Origin of the sequence: Winogradskyella sp., assembly GCF_045105575.1 — a bacterium.
Lineage (GTDB): Bacteria > Bacteroidota > Bacteroidia > Flavobacteriales > Flavobacteriaceae > Winogradskyella.
The window spans coordinates 67,196-89,504 of the sequence record NZ_JBGCDQ010000036.1 but is presented as its reverse complement, the minus strand read 5'-3'; the positions used below and the strand labels follow the sequence as shown (position 1 = coordinate 89,504).

General features: G+C 35.4%; 19 protein-coding genes. 9 read left to right on the top strand and 10 right to left on the bottom strand.

Features of this window, described 5'->3' with window-relative positions; translation table 11 throughout:
* Positions 1-5 precede the first annotated feature (5 nt).
* The 9 genes from AB8B52_RS09190 to AB8B52_RS09150 all read right to left on the bottom strand — a co-directional run bounded on the left by AB8B52_RS09190 (position 6) and on the right by AB8B52_RS09150 (position 9,293).
* Positions 6-473 (bottom strand): DUF4375 domain-containing protein, encoded by a 468-nt coding sequence (locus AB8B52_RS09190; RefSeq protein WP_406027360.1) that lies wholly within the window; start codon positions 471-473, stop codon positions 6-8.
* An 86-nt stretch (positions 474-559) separates the two neighbouring features.
* Positions 560-1,132 (bottom strand): type 1 periplasmic binding fold superfamily protein, encoded by a 573-nt coding sequence (locus AB8B52_RS09185; protein WP_406027358.1) that lies wholly within the window; start codon positions 1,130-1,132, stop codon positions 560-562.
* A 78-nt stretch (positions 1,133-1,210) separates the two neighbouring features.
* Entirely contained in the window at positions 1,211-3,610 is a 2,400-nt protein-coding gene (locus AB8B52_RS09180) for a TonB-dependent receptor (protein WP_406027356.1), read from the bottom strand.
* Positions 3,611-3,985: 375 nt separating this feature from the next.
* Complete coding sequence (locus AB8B52_RS09175) at positions 3,986-4,480, bottom strand: DUF6787 family protein (RefSeq protein WP_406027354.1); 495 nt, start codon at positions 4,478-4,480, stop codon at positions 3,986-3,988.
* Positions 4,481-4,529: 49 nt separating this feature from the next.
* Positions 4,530-4,967: a DUF6146 family protein gene (locus tag AB8B52_RS09170; protein ID WP_406027352.1), complete on the bottom strand. Its 438-nt coding sequence runs from the start codon at positions 4,965-4,967 to the stop codon at positions 4,530-4,532.
* 205 nt (positions 4,968-5,172) lie between these two features.
* Entirely contained in the window at positions 5,173-5,814 is a 642-nt protein-coding gene (locus AB8B52_RS09165) for a DUF937 domain-containing protein (RefSeq protein WP_406027350.1), read from the bottom strand.
* A gap of 130 nt (positions 5,815-5,944) precedes the next feature.
* The gene (locus AB8B52_RS09160; protein WP_406027348.1) at positions 5,945-6,895 is read right to left on the bottom strand and encodes a D-2-hydroxyacid dehydrogenase; all 951 of its coding nucleotides are present in this window, start codon (positions 6,893-6,895) and stop codon (positions 5,945-5,947) included.
* A gap of 128 nt (positions 6,896-7,023) precedes the next feature.
* Positions 7,024-8,085 carry a 3-phosphoserine/phosphohydroxythreonine transaminase gene (gene serC / locus AB8B52_RS09155; RefSeq protein ID WP_406027346.1) on the bottom strand — a complete coding sequence of 354 codons (1,062 nt, stop codon included), beginning with the start codon at positions 8,083-8,085 and terminating at the stop codon, positions 7,024-7,026.
* A 149-nt stretch (positions 8,086-8,234) separates the two neighbouring features.
* Positions 8,235-9,293 (bottom strand): acyl-CoA reductase, encoded by a 1,059-nt coding sequence (locus AB8B52_RS09150; protein ID WP_406027344.1) that lies wholly within the window; start codon positions 9,291-9,293, stop codon positions 8,235-8,237.
* Between the two features lie 170 nt (positions 9,294-9,463).
* Here AB8B52_RS09150 and AB8B52_RS09145 point away from each other — a divergent pair, with 170 nt between their 5' ends.
* The 6 genes from AB8B52_RS09145 to AB8B52_RS09120 all read left to right on the top strand — a co-directional run bounded on the left by AB8B52_RS09145 (position 9,464) and on the right by AB8B52_RS09120 (position 16,922).
* Positions 9,464-9,820 (top strand): 4Fe-4S dicluster domain-containing protein, encoded by a 357-nt coding sequence (locus AB8B52_RS09145; RefSeq protein WP_406027342.1) that lies wholly within the window; start codon positions 9,464-9,466, stop codon positions 9,818-9,820.
* Positions 9,821-9,907: 87 nt separating this feature from the next.
* Positions 9,908-10,237, top strand: coding sequence for a hypothetical protein (locus AB8B52_RS09140; protein ID WP_406027340.1), 330 nt, complete (start codon positions 9,908-9,910; stop codon positions 10,235-10,237).
* A 405-nt stretch (positions 10,238-10,642) separates the two neighbouring features.
* On the top strand, positions 10,643-14,005 hold the full coding sequence (locus AB8B52_RS09135; protein ID WP_406027338.1) for a sialate O-acetylesterase: 3,363 nt from the start codon (positions 10,643-10,645) through the stop codon (positions 14,003-14,005).
* A 165-nt stretch (positions 14,006-14,170) separates the two neighbouring features.
* Positions 14,171-14,548, top strand: coding sequence for a hypothetical protein (locus AB8B52_RS09130; protein ID WP_406027336.1), 378 nt, complete (start codon positions 14,171-14,173; stop codon positions 14,546-14,548).
* 294 nt (positions 14,549-14,842) lie between these two features.
* Positions 14,843-15,937, top strand: a complete 1,095-nt coding sequence (ychF, locus tag AB8B52_RS09125) for a redox-regulated ATPase YchF (RefSeq protein ID WP_406027334.1) — start codon at positions 14,843-14,845, stop codon at positions 15,935-15,937.
* A gap of 226 nt (positions 15,938-16,163) precedes the next feature.
* A complete protein-coding gene (locus AB8B52_RS09120) occupies positions 16,164-16,922 on the top strand; it encodes a DUF481 domain-containing protein (protein ID WP_406027332.1) in 759 nt (252 codons plus the stop codon).
* A gap of 37 nt (positions 16,923-16,959) precedes the next feature.
* On the opposite strand, the gene AB8B52_RS09115 is transcribed toward AB8B52_RS09120, so the two are convergent.
* Entirely contained in the window at positions 16,960-17,103 is a 144-nt protein-coding gene (locus AB8B52_RS09115; RefSeq protein WP_406027330.1) for a hypothetical protein, read from the bottom strand.
* A gap of 95 nt (positions 17,104-17,198) precedes the next feature.
* Between AB8B52_RS09115 and AB8B52_RS09110 the strand changes: the two genes are divergently transcribed.
* The 3 genes from AB8B52_RS09110 to AB8B52_RS09100 are packed head-to-tail and all read left to right on the top strand — an operon-like array spanning position 17,199 to position 22,208.
* Complete coding sequence (locus AB8B52_RS09110; RefSeq protein WP_406027328.1) at positions 17,199-19,058, top strand: DNA topoisomerase IV subunit B; 1,860 nt, start codon at positions 17,199-17,201, stop codon at positions 19,056-19,058.
* Complete coding sequence (locus AB8B52_RS09105) at positions 19,055-19,546, top strand: hypothetical protein (RefSeq protein ID WP_406027326.1); 492 nt, start codon at positions 19,055-19,057, stop codon at positions 19,544-19,546. The genes AB8B52_RS09110 and AB8B52_RS09105 overlap by 4 nt, the downstream gene beginning before the upstream one ends.
* Positions 19,530-22,208, top strand: a complete 2,679-nt coding sequence (locus AB8B52_RS09100) for a DNA gyrase/topoisomerase IV subunit A (protein ID WP_406027324.1) — start codon at positions 19,530-19,532, stop codon at positions 22,206-22,208. Before AB8B52_RS09105 ends, AB8B52_RS09100 begins: the two co-directional genes overlap by 17 nt.
* Positions 22,209-22,309: the final 101 nt, after the last annotated feature.

Here is a 22,309-nt window from a genome sequence, read left to right as displayed (position 1 = left end):
ATATATCAATATTCAAAATCTGTTTTATGGGCTGCAATATAGTCAATTAATAGCATAATAATTGGGTCTTTGGAAGCAATAAGTTGAAATTCGAGATCAGACCAAACATCTTGTGCTTCTGTTTGTACGTCTTTTATAGCTTGCCTTCGCATTAAAATATCTTTGGCAACTGGTAATGTTTTAAAAACCCGAATGGCTTTGTCTATAATGGTTGCTGTATGGAAAGCCTTTATCGTTTGAAAAGCTTGTAATGCTTCATGTGCATACGCTCCAGAGGTATTATAAAAAAAACCAAACAAACCTTTGTTATTGATTTCACTTTCAAAAATATCAATAAATACGAAGGTCTGTTCGGCTTCAGATAGTTTAGTGAAATGCCCTTTTTCATTGGCTTTATTCCAAAGTACAGTGCCAACGAGTTCAATTTTATCGGTATCGTTTTCTTGTTTTAAGGCAAAATCAATTTCGGTCATAGTGCAAATTTACGAACTCTAATTGGTGTAATTAAAAAAGGCTACCTGTTAAAGTAGCCTTTTTTGAAATTAAGATGGTTATTTACTTATTGAATTTCAACACCAGTAAACGTAAGATTTAAATCTTGAGACCCACCAGTTACAGAACCAAATCCGTTAGAATCGTCTACAGATGTAGGCTCATGGATTAATACAATTTGAATATTTCCATTACTAGCTGCACCAGCTACCCAAGTTGTGTTAAGACCTAATTTACTACCGTTAGGCCCTTCAACATCATCACTATCTCTTGTCATATCTAAGTCGATACCGTTTACAGCATAGGTAAAGAAATGCTCATCTGCTTCAACAACAATATCGTCGTTTAAAATATCTTCTGCAGGATCTTCTGATCCGTTAAGCATTTCTAAGGATAATGCATAGGTTGCTCCAGCAGTAAAGAAACCTGTAATCTCTTCTGTAGATGTGCCATCTTGTCCATCTGGAGCATTACTATCTAAAACAATAGTATCACTAGCATCAGCTATATTAGTGAAGGTTAAGGTGACATCAGTTATTAACTCTTCTTCATTGATGATTATTGGAGTATCATCATCCTCACAAGATGTCATAAGGGTTAAGCAAAAAAGCGCACTGATAAAAAATTTACTTGTTTTCATAGCATTAAAATTTAAAGATTTGATTTTCATTGTTTTTAAATTTGAGTTATTGGTATTCATTTTTGTTTGTGTTTAATTTTAATAATTGAGTTGTACTTGTAAGGTTATATTTCGTCCTAAGTCATCAGCAAAAAAACGTAGACGATTTAAATAATTTCTATACAAAGTATTAAAAATGTTGTTAACAGCGAAGGCTACATTTAAGCTTGTGTTTTCGCTTAAAGCAAAGGTAGCTTCACTAAAAAAGTGCAATAGATGATAAGCTGGTGGAGGTGAACTGATATCTATCGGAATCCTTTCTTCTGTAAGTTGGTCTTCGACTTCAAAATTAAAATCTGGAAATTCGTTTTGTTCAAACACCCATTCCGATTTCAAACTTGCCATAAAACCGTTCCATTTTTCATTCTTATACGCAATTTGGTTTATGGTATTAAATGCTGGGATATCAATGAGTGGTAAATCAGTATTTAAATCATAACCTTTAATAAACGCGGTTTTATTTTGCCACTGAAACGCATCACTCAAATTATAAGTCATGGTAAGGTCAATACCAAACATTTGAGCGTCCGTTTGTTTGTATTCCCATATTGGAAAAGGGCCTCTGTTGGTAAGTATAAAACCTAAAGGTCTTAAGTAAATGAAATCTCTAATGTTATTATAGAACAGTTCCGTTGTAAAACTGAGTTGAGATGTACTATAAACATAGGTCGCAGACACTCTATTTGACACCTCTTGATTAAACCTTAAATCTCCAATTTCAAAACGAGCAGCAGAGTGGTGTAGGCCATCACTAAACAATTCTGAAACATTTGGTGGTCTGGTAGATAATGAATAATTACCAAGAATAGAACTGTGGTTATTAAATTGGTATTTTAAACCAGCAGCAGCGGAAATGTTGTGATAATCAAATACAGGGTTTGTTAATAATTGCGTTCCTAATTCTTCAAGAATAATATCAGAAAAGTCTGCATCATAACCACGTTCTTCCCAACGAGAATTTAAATAAAACTTTTTCGCGTCGATTCTGTTAAAATCATAGCGTATGCCTGCATCTACCAATAATCTGTCATTCAACCTCCATTCCGAAGTTATATACGTTCCAAAGTCGTACTTATTATAATCAGGTATTAAACGTCGCACACCAGTATCAGGACTTGCAAAATTATTTTGATAACGGCTCATTAGTCCAAAATTGACCTTTCTATCGAGATTGGTATCTAAATTAACATCGGCTAAAACCGAATGTGTTTGAAGTGTTAAATCCACCGCAGGAATATTACGTCTATCGCCAATTCTTCTGTCAAACTCTAAGCGTTGGTTATTCTGATAATCGTATTGTACGCTCACCTTACCAAAGTTTTTGAAACGTTTGTAATAACTCGCCTTGGCCAAATGATGTGTAACGTCTTGCTTTGGTGGATTGATATCATAGCTAAAATCTCTAATAAGCAACGGTTGTCCAGAATTTATGGCCTCATTAAGGTTAAAAATACTGCCAATGTGCGACGCACCTAAAATGCCAATTTCGTTATTTAAGTAACTATAATAGACTTCAAAACCCGATTCAAAATTTCGTTTACCAAATCGTGCAGATAACGCATTAGATACTAAACCTGTATTGGTAAGATTGTAATCTGGTGCTTCAAAATCACCATTGCGTTTATAAGAGCCTTGCAGTTGTGCAAACCAACCTGAACTGTAGTTTTTATTCAACACAGAAGACACATTGTAGCCTCTGCCATTGGTTTGTCCGCCGATACTCGTTTTTCCGTAAAGTGTATCTACTCTAATAATTCTACTCGGATTCACCACAATAACACCACCAATGGCATCACCACCAAAAGCTAAGGCACCAGAACCTTTAATTACTGAAATTTCTTCAGCAGAATTAATGTCGATATTTGGTGCATGCTCAATACCCCATTCTTGGTCTTGCAGTCTTACATTATTAGTTAAAATCAACAATCTGCTGCCTAGTAGGCCATTAATCATGGGTTTTACAATCGTACTACCTGTATTAATAGAACTCACTCCAGCAACTTCTTTTAGAGCATCTCCAAGACTCAAGGCACTGTATTTTTTTAAAGTCTTTGCTTTTAATACCGTTTCTTGGCTAGTTTGTGTTTCGTTTTTTGAAACATTACCTAAGAGCGCAACTTCATTTAATTCTTCCAAATGATGTTCTATTAGAATGGATTTAAATGTATCACCCAAAAGATCAAAACGCACGGTTTTAGTTTCACAACCCACATGCGAAATGGTTAAGGTAAGTATCCCTTTACAGAGGTTTTCAATTTTGAATTTTCCGTCTAAATCAGAAACCAAATATTTATTTTGTTCTGTTATAAATATCGTCGCTGACGTAATAGGCGTGCCATCATGAAAGTCTGTAAGTTCACCTAAAAAAGTATATGCGCAGTCTTGGCTATGGCTACATCCAAAAATGGATAACGCCAAAGCAACTAGTAAATGTTTCATTAATAGTGTTTCGTTAATGTGTGGTATAGGCGGACTATGACATTAACTGAGGTGGGCCACGAAGAAAACGTGTTAATTGCTGATGATTATTGAAAGAAATATAATACGATGACGCTAATTTTGAAGGGGTTTTGGGAGTAAGTGTCTCAGACTTAACAAGTTCAAAAAAATGCGTTTTTGTGAGTTTGAATTTATAAAACTCACACTCTAAATCTAATTCGTGAAAATGGGTGTCATGCTGGTTATCACTGTCACAAACCTCATGTTCATGGTGATTAAACGTGTGACTTAATTTTAGAACAGATGGTAACAACACCGTTAGGGCTAGCGTAAAAGCCAGCGCTCTAAACAAGGTTGCTATCAAAGGTTTAATGTTCAATCTAAAAAGCGTTTAAGTCCAAATCGTCTAAGCATTTTCTTTTCAAATTCCCAGAAAAATTTGAACTGCCCAAACAGCCATCCAAAGCTCACTAAAAGGATCTGATAGAAAATGAGCCCAATGATAATAAATAAAATCCAGTAGAGTAGTGGGTTTAAGTTTTCTTTAGTAATTCCTAATAATTTTATCACAGGTCTGCCAACGACTAAAGAGGATGAACCTGTAATGGCAAACACCATAAATACGCGGATCATTTCCCATTTATAATCGAGAATCCATTTTTTTTCTAATTTTTTAAATATGAATAAGATAAATTTTAACAAGACGAAAAACAGAATTAGCGTTACGATAATAATGAGAACGCTACTGTAGTCTTTAAACACGGCATTGGAAATTTTAAACGCTGAATAGCCTAAAATAAGCATACCAAAAAAGGGAAACAATAACTGCCAATTGTGTTGTATTTCCCAATGTTTTTTAAATTTTTCCATAGCGTATTTACCGTGCTGCGAAAGTAATGAATTTAAGCGTATTCTTAAACTAAATTCTCGGTAGAAAAGGTCCCAGTCGCTGCTTGTACGTTAATTGAAAATACACAAAGTAGTTGTAAAGTTTGTAATTAACTTCATAGCCGTAATCGGTACGTGTATCATAATCTATTCGCAATTGATAAAGATCAGGATTGAACTGCATAGGTTGCATATTTCGGATGTTCCATTCTTGTACTAAAATGGCATTTCGAGATTCTAACCAATCTTGAGAGTAATAACCTTCGGGTCTTGCTGTACCCAAAAGCCAAGCATTAAAACCAGGCTCTATAATAATGATTTCGTAGTCGGTTTCGTCACTGCTTATAGACACTGTATCACTTTCTACAAGGCTGTATTCATTTTCATTATTTATGGTTTGTGTGGTATTGTAAGATTTACAACTTGCAATTAAAATAAGGATAATAATAAAAGGTAGCATCTTTTTCATAAGGCATAAAGGTATTAAAAATTGTGGTTTTAATGTTGTTTTCATCATACAAAGCAACGTGAGAAAGCCGAAGTATAAAAGCACAAATATGTAAAGTATATGTATTGACGGGTAAACGCGTTTATTTTTAAAGTGAGGACGCGTTAAAATGAAAAAAGCAGCTCTAATTAAAGAACTGCTTTTGTTATATGAAACGAGCGTATTTTTATTTCCCGAATAAACCTCCTAAAAGACCACCAAGGCCTCCGCTACTTTTATTACTGCTACCTCCTAAAAGCATACCAGCAACATCATCAATAACGCTACCGTCACCATCTGCATCTAATATTTTTTCCAAGAAACTTTGTTCGTTTGCGGTTTCGTTACCACCAAGTAAACCTCCTAAAAGACCACTGATATCACTTTGTGAGCTTACGTTGTTCTGGCTAGCTTGTTTTCCTAAAACACCCATTAAAATTGGAGCAGCAACTTTAAGAATATTACCCACAGAACCAGCATCTAATCCTGCTTTTTGACTAATAACTTGTTCTACACCTTGTTGTTTGCTACCTAATACATGTCCAAGAATTTTTGATCCTTCATTTTTAACACTATCATCAACTCCGCCACCAAATAAACCACTAAGGTTATCTAAAATACTTCCGTCATGCTTGCTACTTAAAGCTCCCATCAGCCCTTGTGCTCCTTCTGGAGTAGATGCGTTACGTTCCATTGCTTTCATAAGCACAGGTAACGCCATTGTTAGTACGCTACTTGTTTTTCCTTGATCTGTTCCTGTAGAACCCGATACACCACTAATGATGCTTTTTCCTAAGTCACTGTTTAATAAATCTAAAATTCCTGCCATTTTGTTATGTGTAATTATGGTTAATAAATTCTCAATAATAATGTATATGTTATTATCTTATTGAAAGGTACAAAAAAAAGTCCCACGTTAGTAGGACTCACTTTATTTGATTTGGTCACATTTTTCGGTTTTACCCTAAAATGCTAATAATTTGTTCGGCTAATTCCGTACCAATTCTGTCTTGTGCTTCCTTGGTAGCTCCACCAGTATGCGGTGTTAAGGATAAGGCAGGATTCATAAGTAATTGAATTTCGGGTTGTGGTTCTTTCTCAAAAACATCTAATGCTGCACCTGCAACTTTTCCGCTTTCAATAGCTTTTACCAAAGCGATTTCATTTACCACACCACCACGTGCTACATTGGCAATGATGACTCCATCTTTCATTTGTGCGAATTCTTTTTCATCAATAACATACTCTTTTTGAGCAGGGACATGTAATGTTAAAAAATCGGCTTGCTTCAAAACCTCTTCCTTTGAAATGGTAGTAATTTCAAAATTTACGTTTTGGCCATCAAAGAAATCGAGTTCTAAATTTGCTTTTTCTAAAAAAGGGTCGAAGGCAACCACTTTCATTCCTGCACCAATCGCTACTTTTGCTGTCGCTTGTCCAATACGTCCAAAACCAAAGACACCTAAGGTTTTACCTTTGAGTTCTATGCCTTTTGCGTAGGCTTTCTTTAAATTTTTAAATTTAGAATCACCTTCTAAAGGCATATCACGATTTGAGTTATGCAAAAAACGCGCTAAGCCATAGAAATGACCAAACACTAATTCTGCTACAGATTGTGATGAAGCCGCAGGAGTATTAATGACATGTAAGCCTTTTTCGCGTGCATAAACCACATCAATATTATCCATACCAACACCACCACGACCAATAATCTTTAGGCTAGGGCAGTTGTCAATTAAATTTTTTCTTACGGTTGTTGCACTTCTTACCAATAAAACTGCAATCTCGTTTTTATTAATGTAGTTTTCTAATTGCTCTTGAGCAACTGTTGTTGTGATCACTTCGTAACCAGCAGCTTCTAAGGCGTTAATTCCGCTTTGTGATACTCCGTCGTTTGCTAATACTTTCATATTTCGATTCAAAATTTAAAGTTGAAAATTCAAAGTTGAGTAACATCGAATAGTAACTTATTTTTTAATATTTATTCATTGCTTTTAAGTGAGCAACTGTATACTGTGACTGAAAACTGCTTACTATATTAAGCCTTACTCTCTAAGTCACTCATTATTTCCACTAACGCTTTTACGCTATCTAGGGACAAGGCATTATACATAGATGCTCTATAACCACCAACACTTCTATGGCCATTTAAACCATTGATGCCAGCTTCTTTTACCATGGCTTCAAAAGTTTCCTTTAGGTTTTCATTTTCTAAAGTAAAGGTCGCATTCATAGTAGAACGGTCTTCTTTTACTGAGTAGCCTTTAAATAAAGGATTCAAATCAATTTCAGAATAAATAAAATCCGCTTTCTTTTGGTTTTCCTTCTCAATGGCTGCAATACCACCTAAATCTTTTAACCACTGCAAGGTTAACATGCACACATAAACAGGAAATACAGGAGGTGTATTAAACATACTGCCTTTACTGATATGTACTTTATAATCCATCATTGACGGAATTTTACGCGATACTTTTCCTAAGATATCCTCTTTTACAACGACCAATGTTGTGCCTGCAGGACCCATATTTTTTTGAGCACCAGCATAAATTAAATCGAATTTTGAAAAATCTAACTGACGTGAAAAAATATCACTACTCATGTCACAGACCATTGGTACTGGTGAGTTTGGAAAACTTTTCATCTGTGTTCCAAAAATGGTATTGTTAGAAGTGCAGTGAAAATAATCGTAATCCTCAGGAATATCATAACCTTTAGGAATGTAATTGAAGTTTGCCGCTTTAGAAGAGCCTACTTCGTAAACATCGTCATAAATTCTAGCTTCTTTAATCGCTTTGTCAGACCAAGTTCCTGTGTTTAAATAACCTGCTCTTTTTTCTAGTAAATTTAAAGCAACCATTAAGAACTGCGTACTTGCACCACCTTGTAGAAACAAAGCTTTGTAACCTTTACCTTCAAGACCTAACAATTCTAATGCTAAAGATCTTGCGTTTTCCATTACATCCACAAAAGGTTTGCTACGATGCGAAATTTCTAAAAGCGATAAGCCATCATCAAAGTCTAAAACTGCAGCAGCAGCTTGTTCCATTACTGATTTAGGTAAGATACAAGGGCCTGCACTAAAATTATGTTTTTTCATTTCATCCTGAATTTAGTTCAGGATCTTTTAAACTAATCCCGAATTATTATTTTTATTTACGATTTATCGAAAATTTATGTCAATTTTTAAGCATTACAAAGGTGCTAATTTATAACGTATAATTAATTGTGAATTCCATAAAATTTTCTTCAAATTTCTAACAAAAACTCAATAGTATCGACGTCGTCTGCATAATCCCAAAGATTCGGATTTTGAGTCTGTCCGAATGGAATTTCACGCGCTGTAAATCCATCTGCCACGACACATTGAATACGCTGAGCATCAGTCGCTATTTTTTTCTGCAAGTTTTCAGTACTGTCGTAAGACTCATAAAACAAAGTGGCAATAGGCGAGGCGTAGCTTTCATCTTCTTTTATCATTAGAAAACCATTTTCCAGCATATCAAATTCGCTCATTAAATACACCGCCTTGTTATAATCGTAGTTATTAGCGTATTTCGATTGATTGATAATAGGATGCCATTTGTACATGGCACCAAAGAAATTATCGAAATTATAAGCTTTAGGCACAAAGAATTTAGACACATTGCGGCAGCCTAAACCGTAATATCTAAAGATATCATCAGATAAGGCTTCGAGTTGGTCTTTGGTTTCATTACCAGTTAAAATGGCAACCGAATTCCGGTTCTTTCTTATAATAGACGGTTTATTTTTAAAGTAGTACTCAAAATAACGCGCTGTATTATCGCTTCCTGTGGCAATAACCGCATCAAAATGGTCGAGCTTTTCCTCGGTAAATGCAATTTTGCCTTTAAAATCAGGTTCAACAACTTCCAAATATTTGGCTAAAAAGGGTAACAAGTGTTTATCGTTAGACGATTGTTTTACCAATACCTTATGTCCAGACATAAGCACGCACAAAAAATCATGAAAGCCAACCAACGGAATATTTCCTGCCATAATAATAGCAACCGTTTGCGGATTTTTAGTATTAAAGCGATACTTGCCTAACCATTGGGTCATGTTTTTATGAGTCAGTGCTTTAGACCAATTCTCTAAACTAAAAATTACGTTTTCATTTGTAAACCAGCCATTGTATTCTTGGGCTAATTTCAGTTGGTGCTTAAAGCCATCAAAAAATAAATCATTTGCTTCAATCGTCTCGTTTTTAACGATTCCATTTTGTTGAAATTGACCTAAGAATCGCCCTAATTTTTCGAAAGCGTTAATTCTTTGTTGTAAATCCATAAAGAGTTTGGTTATGCGATGTTTTGGCTTTATTTTTGCACGTGCAAATTTACATAAACGAAATGAGCAACAAAAGGTTTGTGTTTATAATGAATTAAATTTTGAAAATTCAATCTGACCTTTAGAAAATTATAAACAAACAGATTACAAAAGAAAAAGAATATATAACTATGGCAATTATCATCACAGACGAATGTATTAATTGTGGAGCTTGTGAGCCAGAATGTCCAAATACTGCTATTTACGAAGGTGCTGATGATTGGCGCTATTCTGATGGTACAAGCTTAAAAGGAAAAGTGGTACTTCCAAACGGAAAGGAAGTTGATTCAGACGAAACACAAGAACCTATAAGTGACGAAGTTTACTACATCTCTCCAGACAAATGTACAGAATGTATGGGCTTCCATGAAGAACCACAATGTGCTGCAGTTTGCCCTGTAGACTGCTGCGTACCAGATGATAATGTGGTAGAAACGGAAGAAGAATTATTAGGTAAACAACGTTTTATGCATCCAGAAGGACACTAGACAATTTATAACTAAGAATTAATAAATAAAAATCCTTAGTCTTTGGCTTAGGATTTTTTTTTACACTTAGAATAATTAGATCAAACTATGACACAAGCTGAATTTTTAGAACTACATGTATTCAACAATTTAGAAAATTTAAATGACGGCTTTGATACCGAAATAACACATTGTTTTTCTGAAACAGATTTTGAAACCGTTTTAAAACGTACACAACACCTTGGTATTGGTTTATATACTATGAATGCCTACGCAGAAGGTGAGTCGTTTGATGTGGCTAGCCATGAGGCTTACAAAAAGAAAGCGACAGATGCCAAATGGTACACCAAAGCATTTTTCGATTTTAAGAAACGCCAAGACGGCCTTGTTTATGGTGCCACTTATAAAGTATCTAAGAAGCTTTTAGAACGTTCGTAAATGAATATTAAGCGAAAATAGTTTAATAGTTTTAATGATAACTATTGTATTTGATATTGGAATAAACGATGGTGTTTTTTATGTAATTTTTATTCCCTAACCTTCCCTTAAATAGGTTCGCTAGCAAAAATAATTTTAGAGGTTCTCTTTTGCTTATAAAGTTAACAAAATACTTAAAATTTCTGTTGTAAAATAGAGAGCTAAATGTACTATCTGTTGGTGGTTATCCTACCTGTAAACGTCTTAAATAATGTGCTTTAGTAGGTAAAGCTTCATATTATCTAAAAAAACCTCTTTAATTTTGAGGGTATTTTACTTTATAAGTGTTGTATATATAAAGGGAAAGAAACTTTAATCTTATTTTTAAATTTAAACTTACCTGTAATCGCTGTAAATACAATTATTATGAATTACAAAAATCACACTAGTTTATCTAAAAATCCTATTCGTAATAATTTTATTGGAGACTTCTTTTTAGGTCTAACGTTACGTGTCAGAGCGTCTACTCTAGTTTTTGCAACCTTATTTTACACGGTAGATGCGCAAATCGTTGAAGCAAGACGAACAGGCTTTGCATGGATAAATACAGAAAACGTTACAGACACGAGTTTTGGATCAGGTTTTACAATGTACAGTGCAGCTTGGCCAATATTTAAAAACTATCCAGGCGCATCTAATTTTCAAACAGGGCTTGGAAGTTCTTGGCTAACCACACAACGAACAGGTACAGAACCATCAGATTTCTATACTACAATAGAAGGTGGATTAGGTTGGTGGGGCGATACTAGATTTGCTACAGAAACGCCAAAATTTATAATGGGTGGTGTCTCTCATAATTTCTTTGCTTGGGCAAACGGAACAGGAGCAGGGCAAAGTGACATGTTACCCAACGGACAACGCGATTGGAGCACACCAGGAGGAAAATATGGTGTGGCGCAATTATCAAACCGATTATTGTGGGCTCCAGATGGTTTAAATATGGCACAAGGATTAAGCGGTGAATTATTAGGTTACGGCTACACTCCTTTACCAATTACCGATCCGATGACTGAAACCGCTGGAGTAACTATAGCAACAGGCAATCAATGTTGGACCTTATTTATGAACGCTACTAATTTTAAAGGACCAATAAATTTTTTCTTACCGACATTCTGGACAAAACCCGTATTGCAAAATCCATCGCTAGAAGGCTTGTATTTTGATACCAGACCTTCAGATCCAAACGTGGGTTTGGGTGTTGAGCAAGCCGATTTTCCTGCAATAATTTCTACAGATGCTAGTGGTAATCATTTCGCTAAAATTGAAAGAATACAGTTTCCTGAAAGCGGAAGTAATAATTCTTTTGTTATTAATCGAGTAACGGCATATTCTCAAAATGCTTTATGGAATGATATGAATGCTTGGTTTAGTGGTGGTGCAGCCGTGCAACCAGGAATTAATTCAACAGGTATCTTAAATCTCGATTTTGTTGATAATGGTGGTGCAATGATTGGTGAAATTTCGCAAGTTGCACCAGATGATTTAAATCATGAAATTGATTTAACTTATATAGAAAACGTACAACAGTCTAATGATGTCATGGGCTTTGAGTTTGATCTCAATATCGTTGAAAAAAGTAATGGCATTTTTACTTTACCAGAATATTTTAGGTTAGATACAGACAACAAATGGCGTCCAATTGATGAAGCAGCAGTGCCAACTTCAACCAATCTATTAACCACCAATGTACCAACCACTCCAAGAAGTGAAATCCCGTACCTCACACCAATGGAACCAGATTGTCTATTTCAAGACCCAAGTGGTCCGTGGCAAAGTCCTGGTCCAACGGCAGGTCCTTTTACAGCAGATTTAGGCGATGGCACTGCAGTAACCTATTATTGGTATCGGTTTATAGATCAGCCTGCTGTTATTCATGCTAATCTTCCTGAACCTATGCGTGCGGCTATGCAAGCTAGAGTAGAGTTAATTCATTCTAATTGGAGCCATACAGACGACTATTTGGCGCCACCAACTGTCGGAAACTTAGCAACTCTAGACCCTAAAATCATTATTGATCCACCTGCTGGTTTAGAGATTGGGTATGTGCCAATTGTAACGCGACAGCAGCAAACACCGCCTAAAGTGAGGGTTTTTATTTTAGCTGGACAGTCAAATATGCAAGGACAAGGAGCGGTTGTTGATCCAGAAAATGATCCAGGAGATTTAATTGATGTCATTCAAAATGACGTAAATGGTGATTGGTCGGACGTTGGATTAGCTGACAACTGGAATACCTTAAACAATGTCTATTTATATTATGAAGGCGATGAAGGCACCATTAAAGAAAGCGTTACGGTTGGTCAAGGCGCAAATTCTAATGCTTTTGGTCCCGAATTAATGTTTGCACACCAACTCGACAAATTTTACGATGATCCTATCGTAATTATTAAAACAGCTTGGGGAGGCACGACTTTGGCAGAAGATTTTCGTCCGCCTTCCGCTGGTGGAACAACAGGAGCATTCTACAATCAAATGATTCAAATTGTGCAAGATGTGACTCAAAATTTAAGTACAGAGTTTCCAGCTATTGGCATAACAGATTTCGAATTATCTGGTTTTGCATGGTTTCAAGGTTGGAATGATGGTGATAATACAGGATTTTTAAATGAATATGAAAGTAATTTAAATCACCTCGTCAATGATGTGAGAAATGATCTTGGAGTTGCCGAACTTCCATTTGTTATTGCAAGTTCTGGGCATGGAGGTTATACGCTTAGTAATGATCCTTGGGTGCAAGGTATTCAAAATGTAATTTCTGTAGCCCAAGAAAGTGTGGGCTGTGATGATGACACCTATGGTGGTCATGTAGGTTTTGTAGATACTAAACCATTTTATCGCGATACTTCAGTGTCTCCGTACGATGGTATATTTCATTTTAATAATAATGCGCTCACCTTCTTAAATATTGGAAAATCAATGGGAGATGAGATGATTAAATCTATTAATGAAATGGCTTTTTGTTATCAAGACTGTGGAGAAAATTTAGTTATTCCAGGAGTGGTGTCTATTGGAAACCGTGTTTGGAATGATCTCAATAGAGATGGCATTAACGATCCTGACGAACCTGGTATTGCAGGTGTGTCCGTTGTATTATGGAGTGATCCTGATGGTGATGGAAATCCGGATGTATTTAGCGGAGTGGAAGTTACAGATAGCGACGGTTATTATCAGTTTTCAGGTTTAACACCTGGTAATTATCTCCTTTTTGTTTGGAGTGTCGATAATTGGGAACTTGGCGAACCTTTACATGGTTTTGTATCAACAAATGGTTTTGTTGCAAACGCTAATAACGATGTTGATGGTGATAATAATGGTTTTGGAGAGCCCTTTACAGATATTATGTCTGGCATTCTAACGTTAACTACAGATGGTGAACCTTTAAACGACGGAGACCCTTTTGATTGTAATTTTAATTATGATCCTGCAGGTAACAACTCTGTCGATTTCGGTTTCTTTGATCCTTCAGTCGCGTTGAGTATCGATGATGTTAATACCGCTGTAATTCAAGTGTTTCCAAATCCGGTTATAAATGAATTAATAATTAAAGGTAATTTAAATCTAAATCAGATTAAAATAGTAGATATTTTAGGAAGGGTTCGTAAAACCATCAACCCAACGACAGAAACAGAAGTCATAAATGTGTCAACCTTGCCACAAGGACTTTATTTTATAAGGTTAGTAGATGAGAGGACTAATGTCTTTAAGGTTTACAAAATCATAAAACAATAAATCTGTAAGGGTTATAAACAGGCATTATATTTTTATTCAACATAAGTAAACAAAAACCTTGGTTTAAATCATGAGACGTATTTTTTTAACAACATCATAAAAAATAGTTTTAGTAAAGCGCTTAACTCAAAATTTAGTAATATTAGCCCTATTTATTTTAAGCGTATGACCTATCAAGATGTTTTTATGGAGTTCTGGGAGCAAGTTAAAGCAAGTATTGCTGCTGGCACGTTTGCAAAACTAACGATGGCAAAAACCATAGGTAAACCCGAATTAAAAAATATATTTTTAAGACCAATCTATGCCGAAGATGGCTTTACGGTAATGCTTAAATATAGTTTTAGACTCAGGGAAACCGAAGATATAGAAGAGGAGCTCACCTTAGAAGAAGCCTTACCTATTATAAAATCGCATTTAAAAACTCATTTTTTATCTGTGCTATTATTTACCACAACTAAAGATGTTACTTTTAAAGTGAATAAAAAAGGAATGGGCAGTATTACAGAAAATCACCCGACGTTTAAGAATGTAATACAAGCATAAAACTATTACTAAATGATAATTGTTTATTTAAAACCCTGAGTCTTTGGCTTGGGCTTTTTTACTTAAAATACGTAAAGTTACGTATTGAGATTGTGGTTTAGAACGGTTAACTTCGCTTAACACTTGATAAAAAACATTAAAACAATTTTTTATCAGAGATCATTAAGCGAACTCAATTTCCCAATATTAATTATTCCCAAAACTTTTAATTCAACTATTCCACGAATTAACTACATTTGCACTCGCAAAAAAGAGATTTCTGTTGTTACGGAAACCACCAAATAAATATACGCAATGAAAGCAGGCATCGTAGGATTACCAAACGTAGGAAAATCAACCTTATTTAACTGTTTATCTAATGCCAAAGCGCAAAGTGCCAACTTTCCGTTTTGTACCATAGAACCTAATATTGGTGTGGTGAATGTACCAGATCCAAGATTAGCAAAACTAGAAGCATTAGTCGTTCCTGAAAAAGTAGTGCCAGCAACGGTAGAAATCGTTGATATTGCAGGTTTGGTAAAAGGAGCTTCTAAAGGTGAAGGTTTAGGCAATCAGTTCTTAGCCAACATTAGAGAAACGGATGCGATTCTGCATGTGTTGCGTTGTTTTGATGATCCTAATATTATTCACGTTGATGGTAATATCAATCCGATAAGAGACAAAGAAACCATTGATATGGAATTGCAGCTCAAGGATTTAGAAACGGCTGAAAAGAAACTAGAGAAAGTAAAGCGTGCTGCCAAAACAGGCAATAAAGAAGCGCAGAAAGAAGAAGCAGTACTCAATAAAATAAAAGAAAACTTAGAAGCTGGTATTTCCGTTAGAGCTTTAGAATTTTCTGAAGAAGACTACGAAGATTACGTAAAGCCATCACAATTTATTACGGATAAGCCTGTAATGTATGTGTGTAATGTAGATGAAGGTGCGGCAACCTCTGGTAACGCTTACGTAGAACAAGTAAAAGAAGCTGTTAAAGACGAAAACGCAGAAGTGTTAGTCTTAGCGGTTGGTACAGAAGCAGATATTAACGAGTTAGACGACTACGAAGAACGCCAAATGTTCTTAGCAGATATTGGTTTAGAAGAGCCAGGTTCTGCAAAATTAATTCGTTCTGCCTACAAGTTATTAAACCAACAAACGTATTTCACAGCAGGAGTGAAAGAAGTTAGAGCATGGACGGTGACTATTGGTGCCACAGGACCACAAGCCGCAGGAGTGATTCATACTGATTTTGAAAAAGGCTTTATTAGAGCAGAAGTGATTGCCTACAATGATTATGTAGAGTATGGTAGCGAAGCCAAAGTAAAAGAAGCTGGTAAAATGCGTGTAGAAGGAAAGAATTACGTGGTTAAAGATGGTGATGTGATGCATTTCTTGTTTAATGTTTAGATTGACTGTTGACTGTTGACTGTTGACTGTTAGCTGTTGGTTGTTGGCTGTTGGTTGTTGGCTGTTAGCCTTTGGTCTTTAGCTGTTTGTCTGGTTGAGCGCAGTCGAAACCTATTTTTACTTAATGCTTAATAATAGACTAAAAGACCAAATAGAGCTTAGAGCCAAGACGTATTCTGTTCCATTTGGTTATTTGAATTAATTGTTCATCTTAAATCAAAAAGAGATGAGAAAAATAGTAGTTTTCTTCTTAATTATTCCGATGTTTATGTCGGCTCAGATTAATGAAAGTGATTCGCTTAAAGTTAAAGGAAGTCTTTCGTTTACTGGGTTTTGGCAAGATGGCAATGTGGAAACCTTAATTTTAAGAGGACGTACCGACTTTAGTGTCAGGCCTTTTGAAAAATGGGTTTTTAAAAATACAAATTCCTACATCTATCAAGAGTTTGGTAACATTAAAGCTGATGCTGATTTTTTGAGTCTTAACTTTCTGTATTTCAATCCAGAAAAACGCTTTTACCCACAAGTTTTAGGTTTTGTAAGCACCAATTTTAGAAGAGAAATTGATGTGCGTTATTTATTTGGTGCTGGTGCGACGTATAAGGTTTTGAATGAAAAAACGCATTGGCTAAAAGTATCATTAACGTTTGAATATGAAGAAACCCAGTTTGGTCGGAGTGTATTTAATGTAACCGATTATAATGGGCAAGATCATATTAGTACTCTAAGAGGTACCATTTGGTTGAACGGTAAGTACAATCTCTTCAAGAAAAAAATGGTTTTAACGCATGAAACCTATTTTCAACCGTCTTTAGCTGAAAGTAATAATTACCGTTGGCAGGCAGATGTTGGTGTTGAATTTCCGATTTGGAAGTATTTGAGTTTTAAAATCAATTATCGCCATGCGTTTGAGAGTATCGTCATTCAAAATCAACAAGAAGAAGATACCTTCTTAACCTTTGGTTTTACGGTAAAGAGTTTTTAGTTTTTGCAATAGCTTTTGGATTTATTGAAATTACACATTATAGAAAATCAGTAAAATCAGCATCAAACCATCCAACTTCGATTTCAACTTTATCGTCGCATTCAACTTCATCTTCGATTTCAACTTCATCTTCGTCTTCATCTTCATCTTCAACTTCGTCTTCGCATTCAACTTCAACCATTCTCATAACTTGTTAATTACTTTAGTCCAACGATATTTCATATTTTAAGCTATAGTCTTATATTTACCTTTCATCTAAAATTTTTTACAAGTCTTATGGCTGAACAGTCTAATTATACCGAAGATAACATACGCTCACTCGATTGGAAAGAACACATCCGAATGCGACCAGGTATGTATATCGGAAAATTAGGTGATGGCTCGTCGCCAGATGATGGTATTTACATTCTACTCAAAGAAGTTTTAGACAACTCTATCGATGAGTATGTGATGGGAGCTGGCAAAACCATTGAGATTTCTATACAAGGCGAACGTGTTATAGTTAGAGATTACGGTCGTGGTATTCCGTTAGGAAAAGTGGTGGACGTGGTGTCTAAGATGAATACTGGTGGAAAGTACGATTCTAAAGCCTTTAAAAAATCCGTTGGTTTAAATGGTGTTGGTACCAAGGCAGTAAACGCATTATCCTCTTATTTTAGAGTAGAATCGACCAGGGATGGCAGATCGGCTTCGGCAGAATTTGAACAAGGAAACCTTACCAATCAAGATTTATTAGACGATACGTCTCGTAGAAAAGGGACCAAGGTGAGTTTTATTCCAGATGAAATCATCTTCAAAAAATACAAGTATAGAAACGAGTATATCGTTAAGATGCTTAAAAACTATGTGTATTTAAATCCAGGATTAACCATTGTTTTTAATGGTGAAAAATACTTTAGTGAAAACGGCTTAAAGGATTTATTATCGGAAAATATTAATGAATCCGATATGCTGTATCCTATCATTCATCTTAAAGGTGATGATATCGAAATTGCGATTACACACAGTAAAACCCAATATAGCGAAGAATACCATTCGTTTGTAAATGGACAAAACACTACCCAAGGTGGAACACATTTAGCGGCTTACAGAGAATCTATCGTTAAAACGGTTAGAGAGTTTTATGGCAAAAGTTACGAAGCTTCAGATATTAGAAAGTCTGTAGTTACTGCCATTGCTATAAAAGTGATGGAGCCTGTTTTTGAGAGTCAGACCAAAACCAAATTAGGTTCTACAGATATGGGAGGCGAGTTGCCAACGGTGAGAACGTATATTAATGATTTTGTAAAGAAATATTTAGATAATTTTTTACATAAGAATCCGGATACCGCTGAGAAAATTCAACGTAAAATTTTGCAAGCTGAGCGCGAGCGAAAAGAATTGTCAGGCATTAGAAAATTAGCGAAAGACAGAGCAAAAAAAGCCAGTCTTCACAATAAAAAATTACGCGATTGTCGTGTGCACTTTGGAGATACTAAAAACGAACGGAATCTCGAAACGACTTTGTTTATTACAGAGGGAGATTCAGCTTCAGGAAGCATTACAAAATCACGTGATGTCAATACACAAGCGGTTTTTAGTTTGAAAGGAAAACCTTTAAACTGTTATGGTTTAAGTAAGAAGATTGTGTATGAGAATGAAGAATTCAATTTACTACAAGCGGCTTTAAATATTGAAGAATCGCTCGAAGATTTAAGATATAATAATGTGGTGATTGCTACGGATGCCGATGTTGATGGTATGCATATTCGGTTGTTACTGATCACCTTCTTTCTGCAATTCTTTCCAGAAGTCATCAAAGAAGGCCATTTATATATTTTACAGACGCCTTTGTTTAGAGTAAGAAATAAAAAGGAAACGATTTATTGTTATTCCGAAGAAGAACGACGCAATGCGATGGAAAAACTAAAGCCAAAACCAGAAATTACCCGATTTAAAGGTTTGGGTGAAATTTCGCCAGATGAGTTTGTGCATTTTATTGGTGAAGACATTCGTTTAGATCCTGTAATGTTAGATAAGGACATGTCTATTGAAGATTTATTATCGTTTTACATGGGAAAAAACACACCAACACGTCAAGAATTTATTATTGACAATCTTAAAGTTGAACTTGATGTTGTTGAAGAAGCTTTATGAGAACAGATAACAGAAACGTAAAAAATACCATTATTTCTATTTATTTTTTACTCGTGGTTTTAGCAGTGATGTTGGCAACGGTGTTTAATTCATTTCATATTTTTGAAGGAAGTTCATTGTTTGTTATCATTGGTTTACTCGTCGCTTTTGTAATTGTGCACTTTATAGCACGCTATTTTGAATACGATAGTGATGGTTCAAAATTGGTGATTACCAATAGTGGATTAATTTTAACGCAATTTCTTAACTATAGGGAAGATCAATTAGAGATTTCCAAAGATCAGTTGGTAGGTTTTAAAATTCATAATTATTACATCTACCGAACGTTGGTGGTTGCTGTACAAAGTAAAAATAAATCGATAAGAAAAGAACGTTTCAACATTACACTTTTAAGGCGAAAAAAACTAAAGTATGTGAAGCAGTCACTAAGAAAGATTCTAAAAGAAAACATAAAGCTTAAAGAAGGGATAGATGTCAGAAGAACATGAAGAGTTGTTAAATGAAGATAGCGGTAACCAAGAAACGATTGTTAAGGTTACTGGTATGTATAAAGAATGGTTTTTAGATTACGCATCTTATGTAATCTTAGAGCGTGCTGTACCTGCGATTGAAGATGGTTTTAAACCTGTGCAGCGACGTATTATGCACTCTATGAAAGATTTAGATGATGGTCGTTACAATAAAGTAGCTAATATTGTTGGACATACCATGCAATACCATCCACATGGTGATGCGAGTATCGCAGATGCCATGGTGCAAATCGGACAGAAAGATTTGCTGATTGATACCCAAGGAAACTGGGGAAATATACTTACAGGAGATCGTGCTGCAGCCTCGCGTTATATTGAAGCACGTTTATCTAAGTTTGCGCTTGATGTGGTCTATAATCCCAAAATCACAGAATGGCAAGCCTCTTATGATGGTCGTAGAAAAGAACCAATCAACCTTCCTGTGATGTTTCCTTTATTGTTAGCACAAGGAGGTGAAGGGATTGCAGTAGGTTTATCGACTAAAATATTACCACATAATTTTATTGAACTTATAGATGCTTCTATTAAGCACCTTAAAGGCAAACGATTTACCATTTTACCAGATTTCCCAACGGCTGGTATTGCAGATTTCACCAATTATAATGATGGATTACGAGGAGGAAAAGTACGTGTAAGAGCCTTGATTTCGCAACGTGATAAAAATAGCTTGGTCATTACTGAAATTCCGTTTGGTACTACAACGTCGTCACTTATAGATTCCATCCTTAAAGCGAATGATAAGGGGAAAATTAAGATTAAGAAAATTGAAGATAATACAGCAGCAAATGTTGAAATTTTAATTCATTTACCTTCAGGCTTATCACCAGATAAAACCATCGATGCACTTTATGCATTTACAAATTGCGAAACGTCCATTTCGCCACTAGGTTGTGTTATTGAAGACAACAAGCCTTATTTTGTTGGTGTTACGGAAATGTTACGTCGTTCTACAGATAATACGGTTCAGCTTTTAAAGAGCGAGTTAGAGATCCGCTTAGGCGAGTTTCAAGAACAATGGCATTTTGCCTCTTTAGAACGCATTTTTATTGAAAAGCGCATCTATCGCGATATTGAAGAAGAAGAAACTTGGGATGGTGTTATTAATGCCATCGACAAAGGACTGCAGCCACATATTAAACATTTAAAACGTGCAATTACGGTTGAAGATATTACGCGTTTAACTGAAATTAGAATTAAGCGTATTTCTAAATTTGATATCGATAAAGCACAACAAAAAATTGATGCTTTAGAAGATCAAATCGCTGAAGTAAAACATCACTTAGCTAACCTAATCGATTATGCCATAGCGTATTTCGAAAGATTAAAGAAAGAATACGGAGAAGGTAAGGAGCGTAAAACAGAAATCAGAATATTTGATGATGTAGATGCTACAAAAGTGATTATCCGTAACACAAAACTCTATGTGAATAGAGAAGAAGGATTTATAGGAACCGCATTAAAGCGTGATGAATACGTTTGCGATTGTAGTGATATTGACGATATCATTGTGTTTACAAATGATGGAAAAATGATGGTCACTAAAGTGGATTCTAAAACCTTTATAGGTAAGAATATCATTCACGTCGCTGTATTTAAGAAAAAAGATAAGCGTACCATTTATAATCTGATTTATCGTGATGGTAAAGGTGGTCCGTCTTACGTGAAACGATTCGCTGTGACGAGTATGACTAGAGATCGGGAATACGATTTAACCAACGGCAGTAAAGGCTCAGCGCTTTGGTATTTCTCTGCAAATCCGAATGGTGAAGCCGAAGTGGTAACTATTTTATTACGCCAAGTAGGAAGTATTAAGAAAATGAAGTGGGATTTAGACTTTGCCGATGTTTTGATTAAAGGTAGAACATCTAAAGGAAATCGTGTCACTAAACACGCGATTAAACGTGTGGAGCTTAAAGAAAAAGGAGTATCGACGCTTAAACCACGTAAAATTTGGTTTGATGATACCGTTCAACGCTTAAATGTTGACGAAAGAGGTGAGTTAATAGGAGAGTTTAGAGGTGAAGATCGTTTGTTGGTGATCACCCAATCTGGAATAGTGAAAACCATCATCCCAGAGTTAACCGCGCATTTTGATAATGACATGATTGTGTTAGAAAAATGGATTCCTAAAAAACCTATTTCTGCTATTTATTATGATGGAGAAAAAGAACGCTACTACGTAAAACGTTTTTTAATAGAGCAAGAAGGTAAAGAGGAAACATTTATATCAGATCATTCAGGTTCGCAATTAGAGATTGTATCTACCGATTGGCGACCAATGGCAGATGTAGAATTCACTAAAGAACGTGGTAAAGATCGTCAGCCTAATATGGAAGTTGATCTTGAAGCGTTTATTGCAATAAAAGGAATTACAGCTCAAGGCAATCAGTTGACTAAGGATAAAATTAATCAAGTTAGCTTATTAGAATCTTTGCCTTATGAAGCGCCTGAGGAAGTGCATGCAGATGAAATAGAGGTGGTCGATGAAGAGGCTGTTGAGATTTCAGATTCTGAAACTAAGACTAAAACGGACGATGCAATACCGTCTAAAGACGAAAGTAATTCGGGCGATGAGGATGGTTTAGATATTGATGATAAGGGTCAGGTGACTTTGTTTTGAACCTATTAGAAGCTAACTGTTACTTGTTTTTAAACCCGTAATTTTTAGTTGTTTTATAAAGCAACAAGTATCTTTTGCTGAGCAACTAGGTTGTAATTTTA

Coding starts and splice junctions, on each gene's coding strand:
- AB8B52_RS09130 (WP_406027336.1), top strand. CDS start 14,171: ATGACCTATCAAGATGTTTTTATGGAGTTCTGGGAGCAAGTTAAAGCA.
- AB8B52_RS09110 (WP_406027328.1), top strand. CDS start 17,199: ATGGCTGAACAGTCTAATTATACCGAAGATAACATACGCTCACTCGAT.
- AB8B52_RS09140 (WP_406027340.1), top strand. CDS start 9,908: ATGACACAAGCTGAATTTTTAGAACTACATGTATTCAACAATTTAGAA.
- AB8B52_RS09135 (WP_406027338.1), top strand. CDS start 10,643: ATGAATTACAAAAATCACACTAGTTTATCTAAAAATCCTATTCGTAAT.
- AB8B52_RS09190 (WP_406027360.1), bottom strand. CDS start 473: ATGACCGAAATTGATTTTGCCTTAAAACAAGAAAACGATACCGATAAA.
- AB8B52_RS09185 (WP_406027358.1), bottom strand. CDS start 1,132: ATGAAAACAAGTAAATTTTTTATCAGTGCGCTTTTTTGCTTAACCCTT.
- AB8B52_RS09175 (WP_406027354.1), bottom strand. CDS start 4,480: ATGGAAAAATTTAAAAAACATTGGGAAATACAACACAATTGGCAGTTA.
- ychF (WP_406027334.1), top strand. CDS start 14,843: ATGAAAGCAGGCATCGTAGGATTACCAAACGTAGGAAAATCAACCTTA.
- AB8B52_RS09180 (WP_406027356.1), bottom strand. CDS start 3,610: ATGAAACATTTACTAGTTGCTTTGGCGTTATCCATTTTTGGATGTAGC.
- AB8B52_RS09115 (WP_406027330.1), bottom strand. CDS start 17,103: ATGGTTGAAGTTGAATGCGAAGACGAAGTTGAAGATGAAGATGAAGAC.
- serC (WP_406027346.1), bottom strand. CDS start 8,085: ATGAAAAAACATAATTTTAGTGCAGGCCCTTGTATCTTACCTAAATCA.
- AB8B52_RS09150 (WP_406027344.1), bottom strand. CDS start 9,293: ATGGATTTACAACAAAGAATTAACGCTTTCGAAAAATTAGGGCGATTC.
- AB8B52_RS09165 (WP_406027350.1), bottom strand. CDS start 5,814: ATGGCAGGAATTTTAGATTTATTAAACAGTGACTTAGGAAAAAGCATC.
- AB8B52_RS09160 (WP_406027348.1), bottom strand. CDS start 6,895: ATGAAAGTATTAGCAAACGACGGAGTATCACAAAGCGGAATTAACGCC.
- AB8B52_RS09100 (WP_406027324.1), top strand. CDS start 19,530: ATGTCAGAAGAACATGAAGAGTTGTTAAATGAAGATAGCGGTAACCAA.
- AB8B52_RS09170 (WP_406027352.1), bottom strand. CDS start 4,967: ATGAAAAAGATGCTACCTTTTATTATTATCCTTATTTTAATTGCAAGT.
- AB8B52_RS09145 (WP_406027342.1), top strand. CDS start 9,464: ATGGCAATTATCATCACAGACGAATGTATTAATTGTGGAGCTTGTGAG.
- AB8B52_RS09105 (WP_406027326.1), top strand. CDS start 19,055: ATGAGAACAGATAACAGAAACGTAAAAAATACCATTATTTCTATTTAT.
- AB8B52_RS09120 (WP_406027332.1), top strand. CDS start 16,164: ATGAGAAAAATAGTAGTTTTCTTCTTAATTATTCCGATGTTTATGTCG.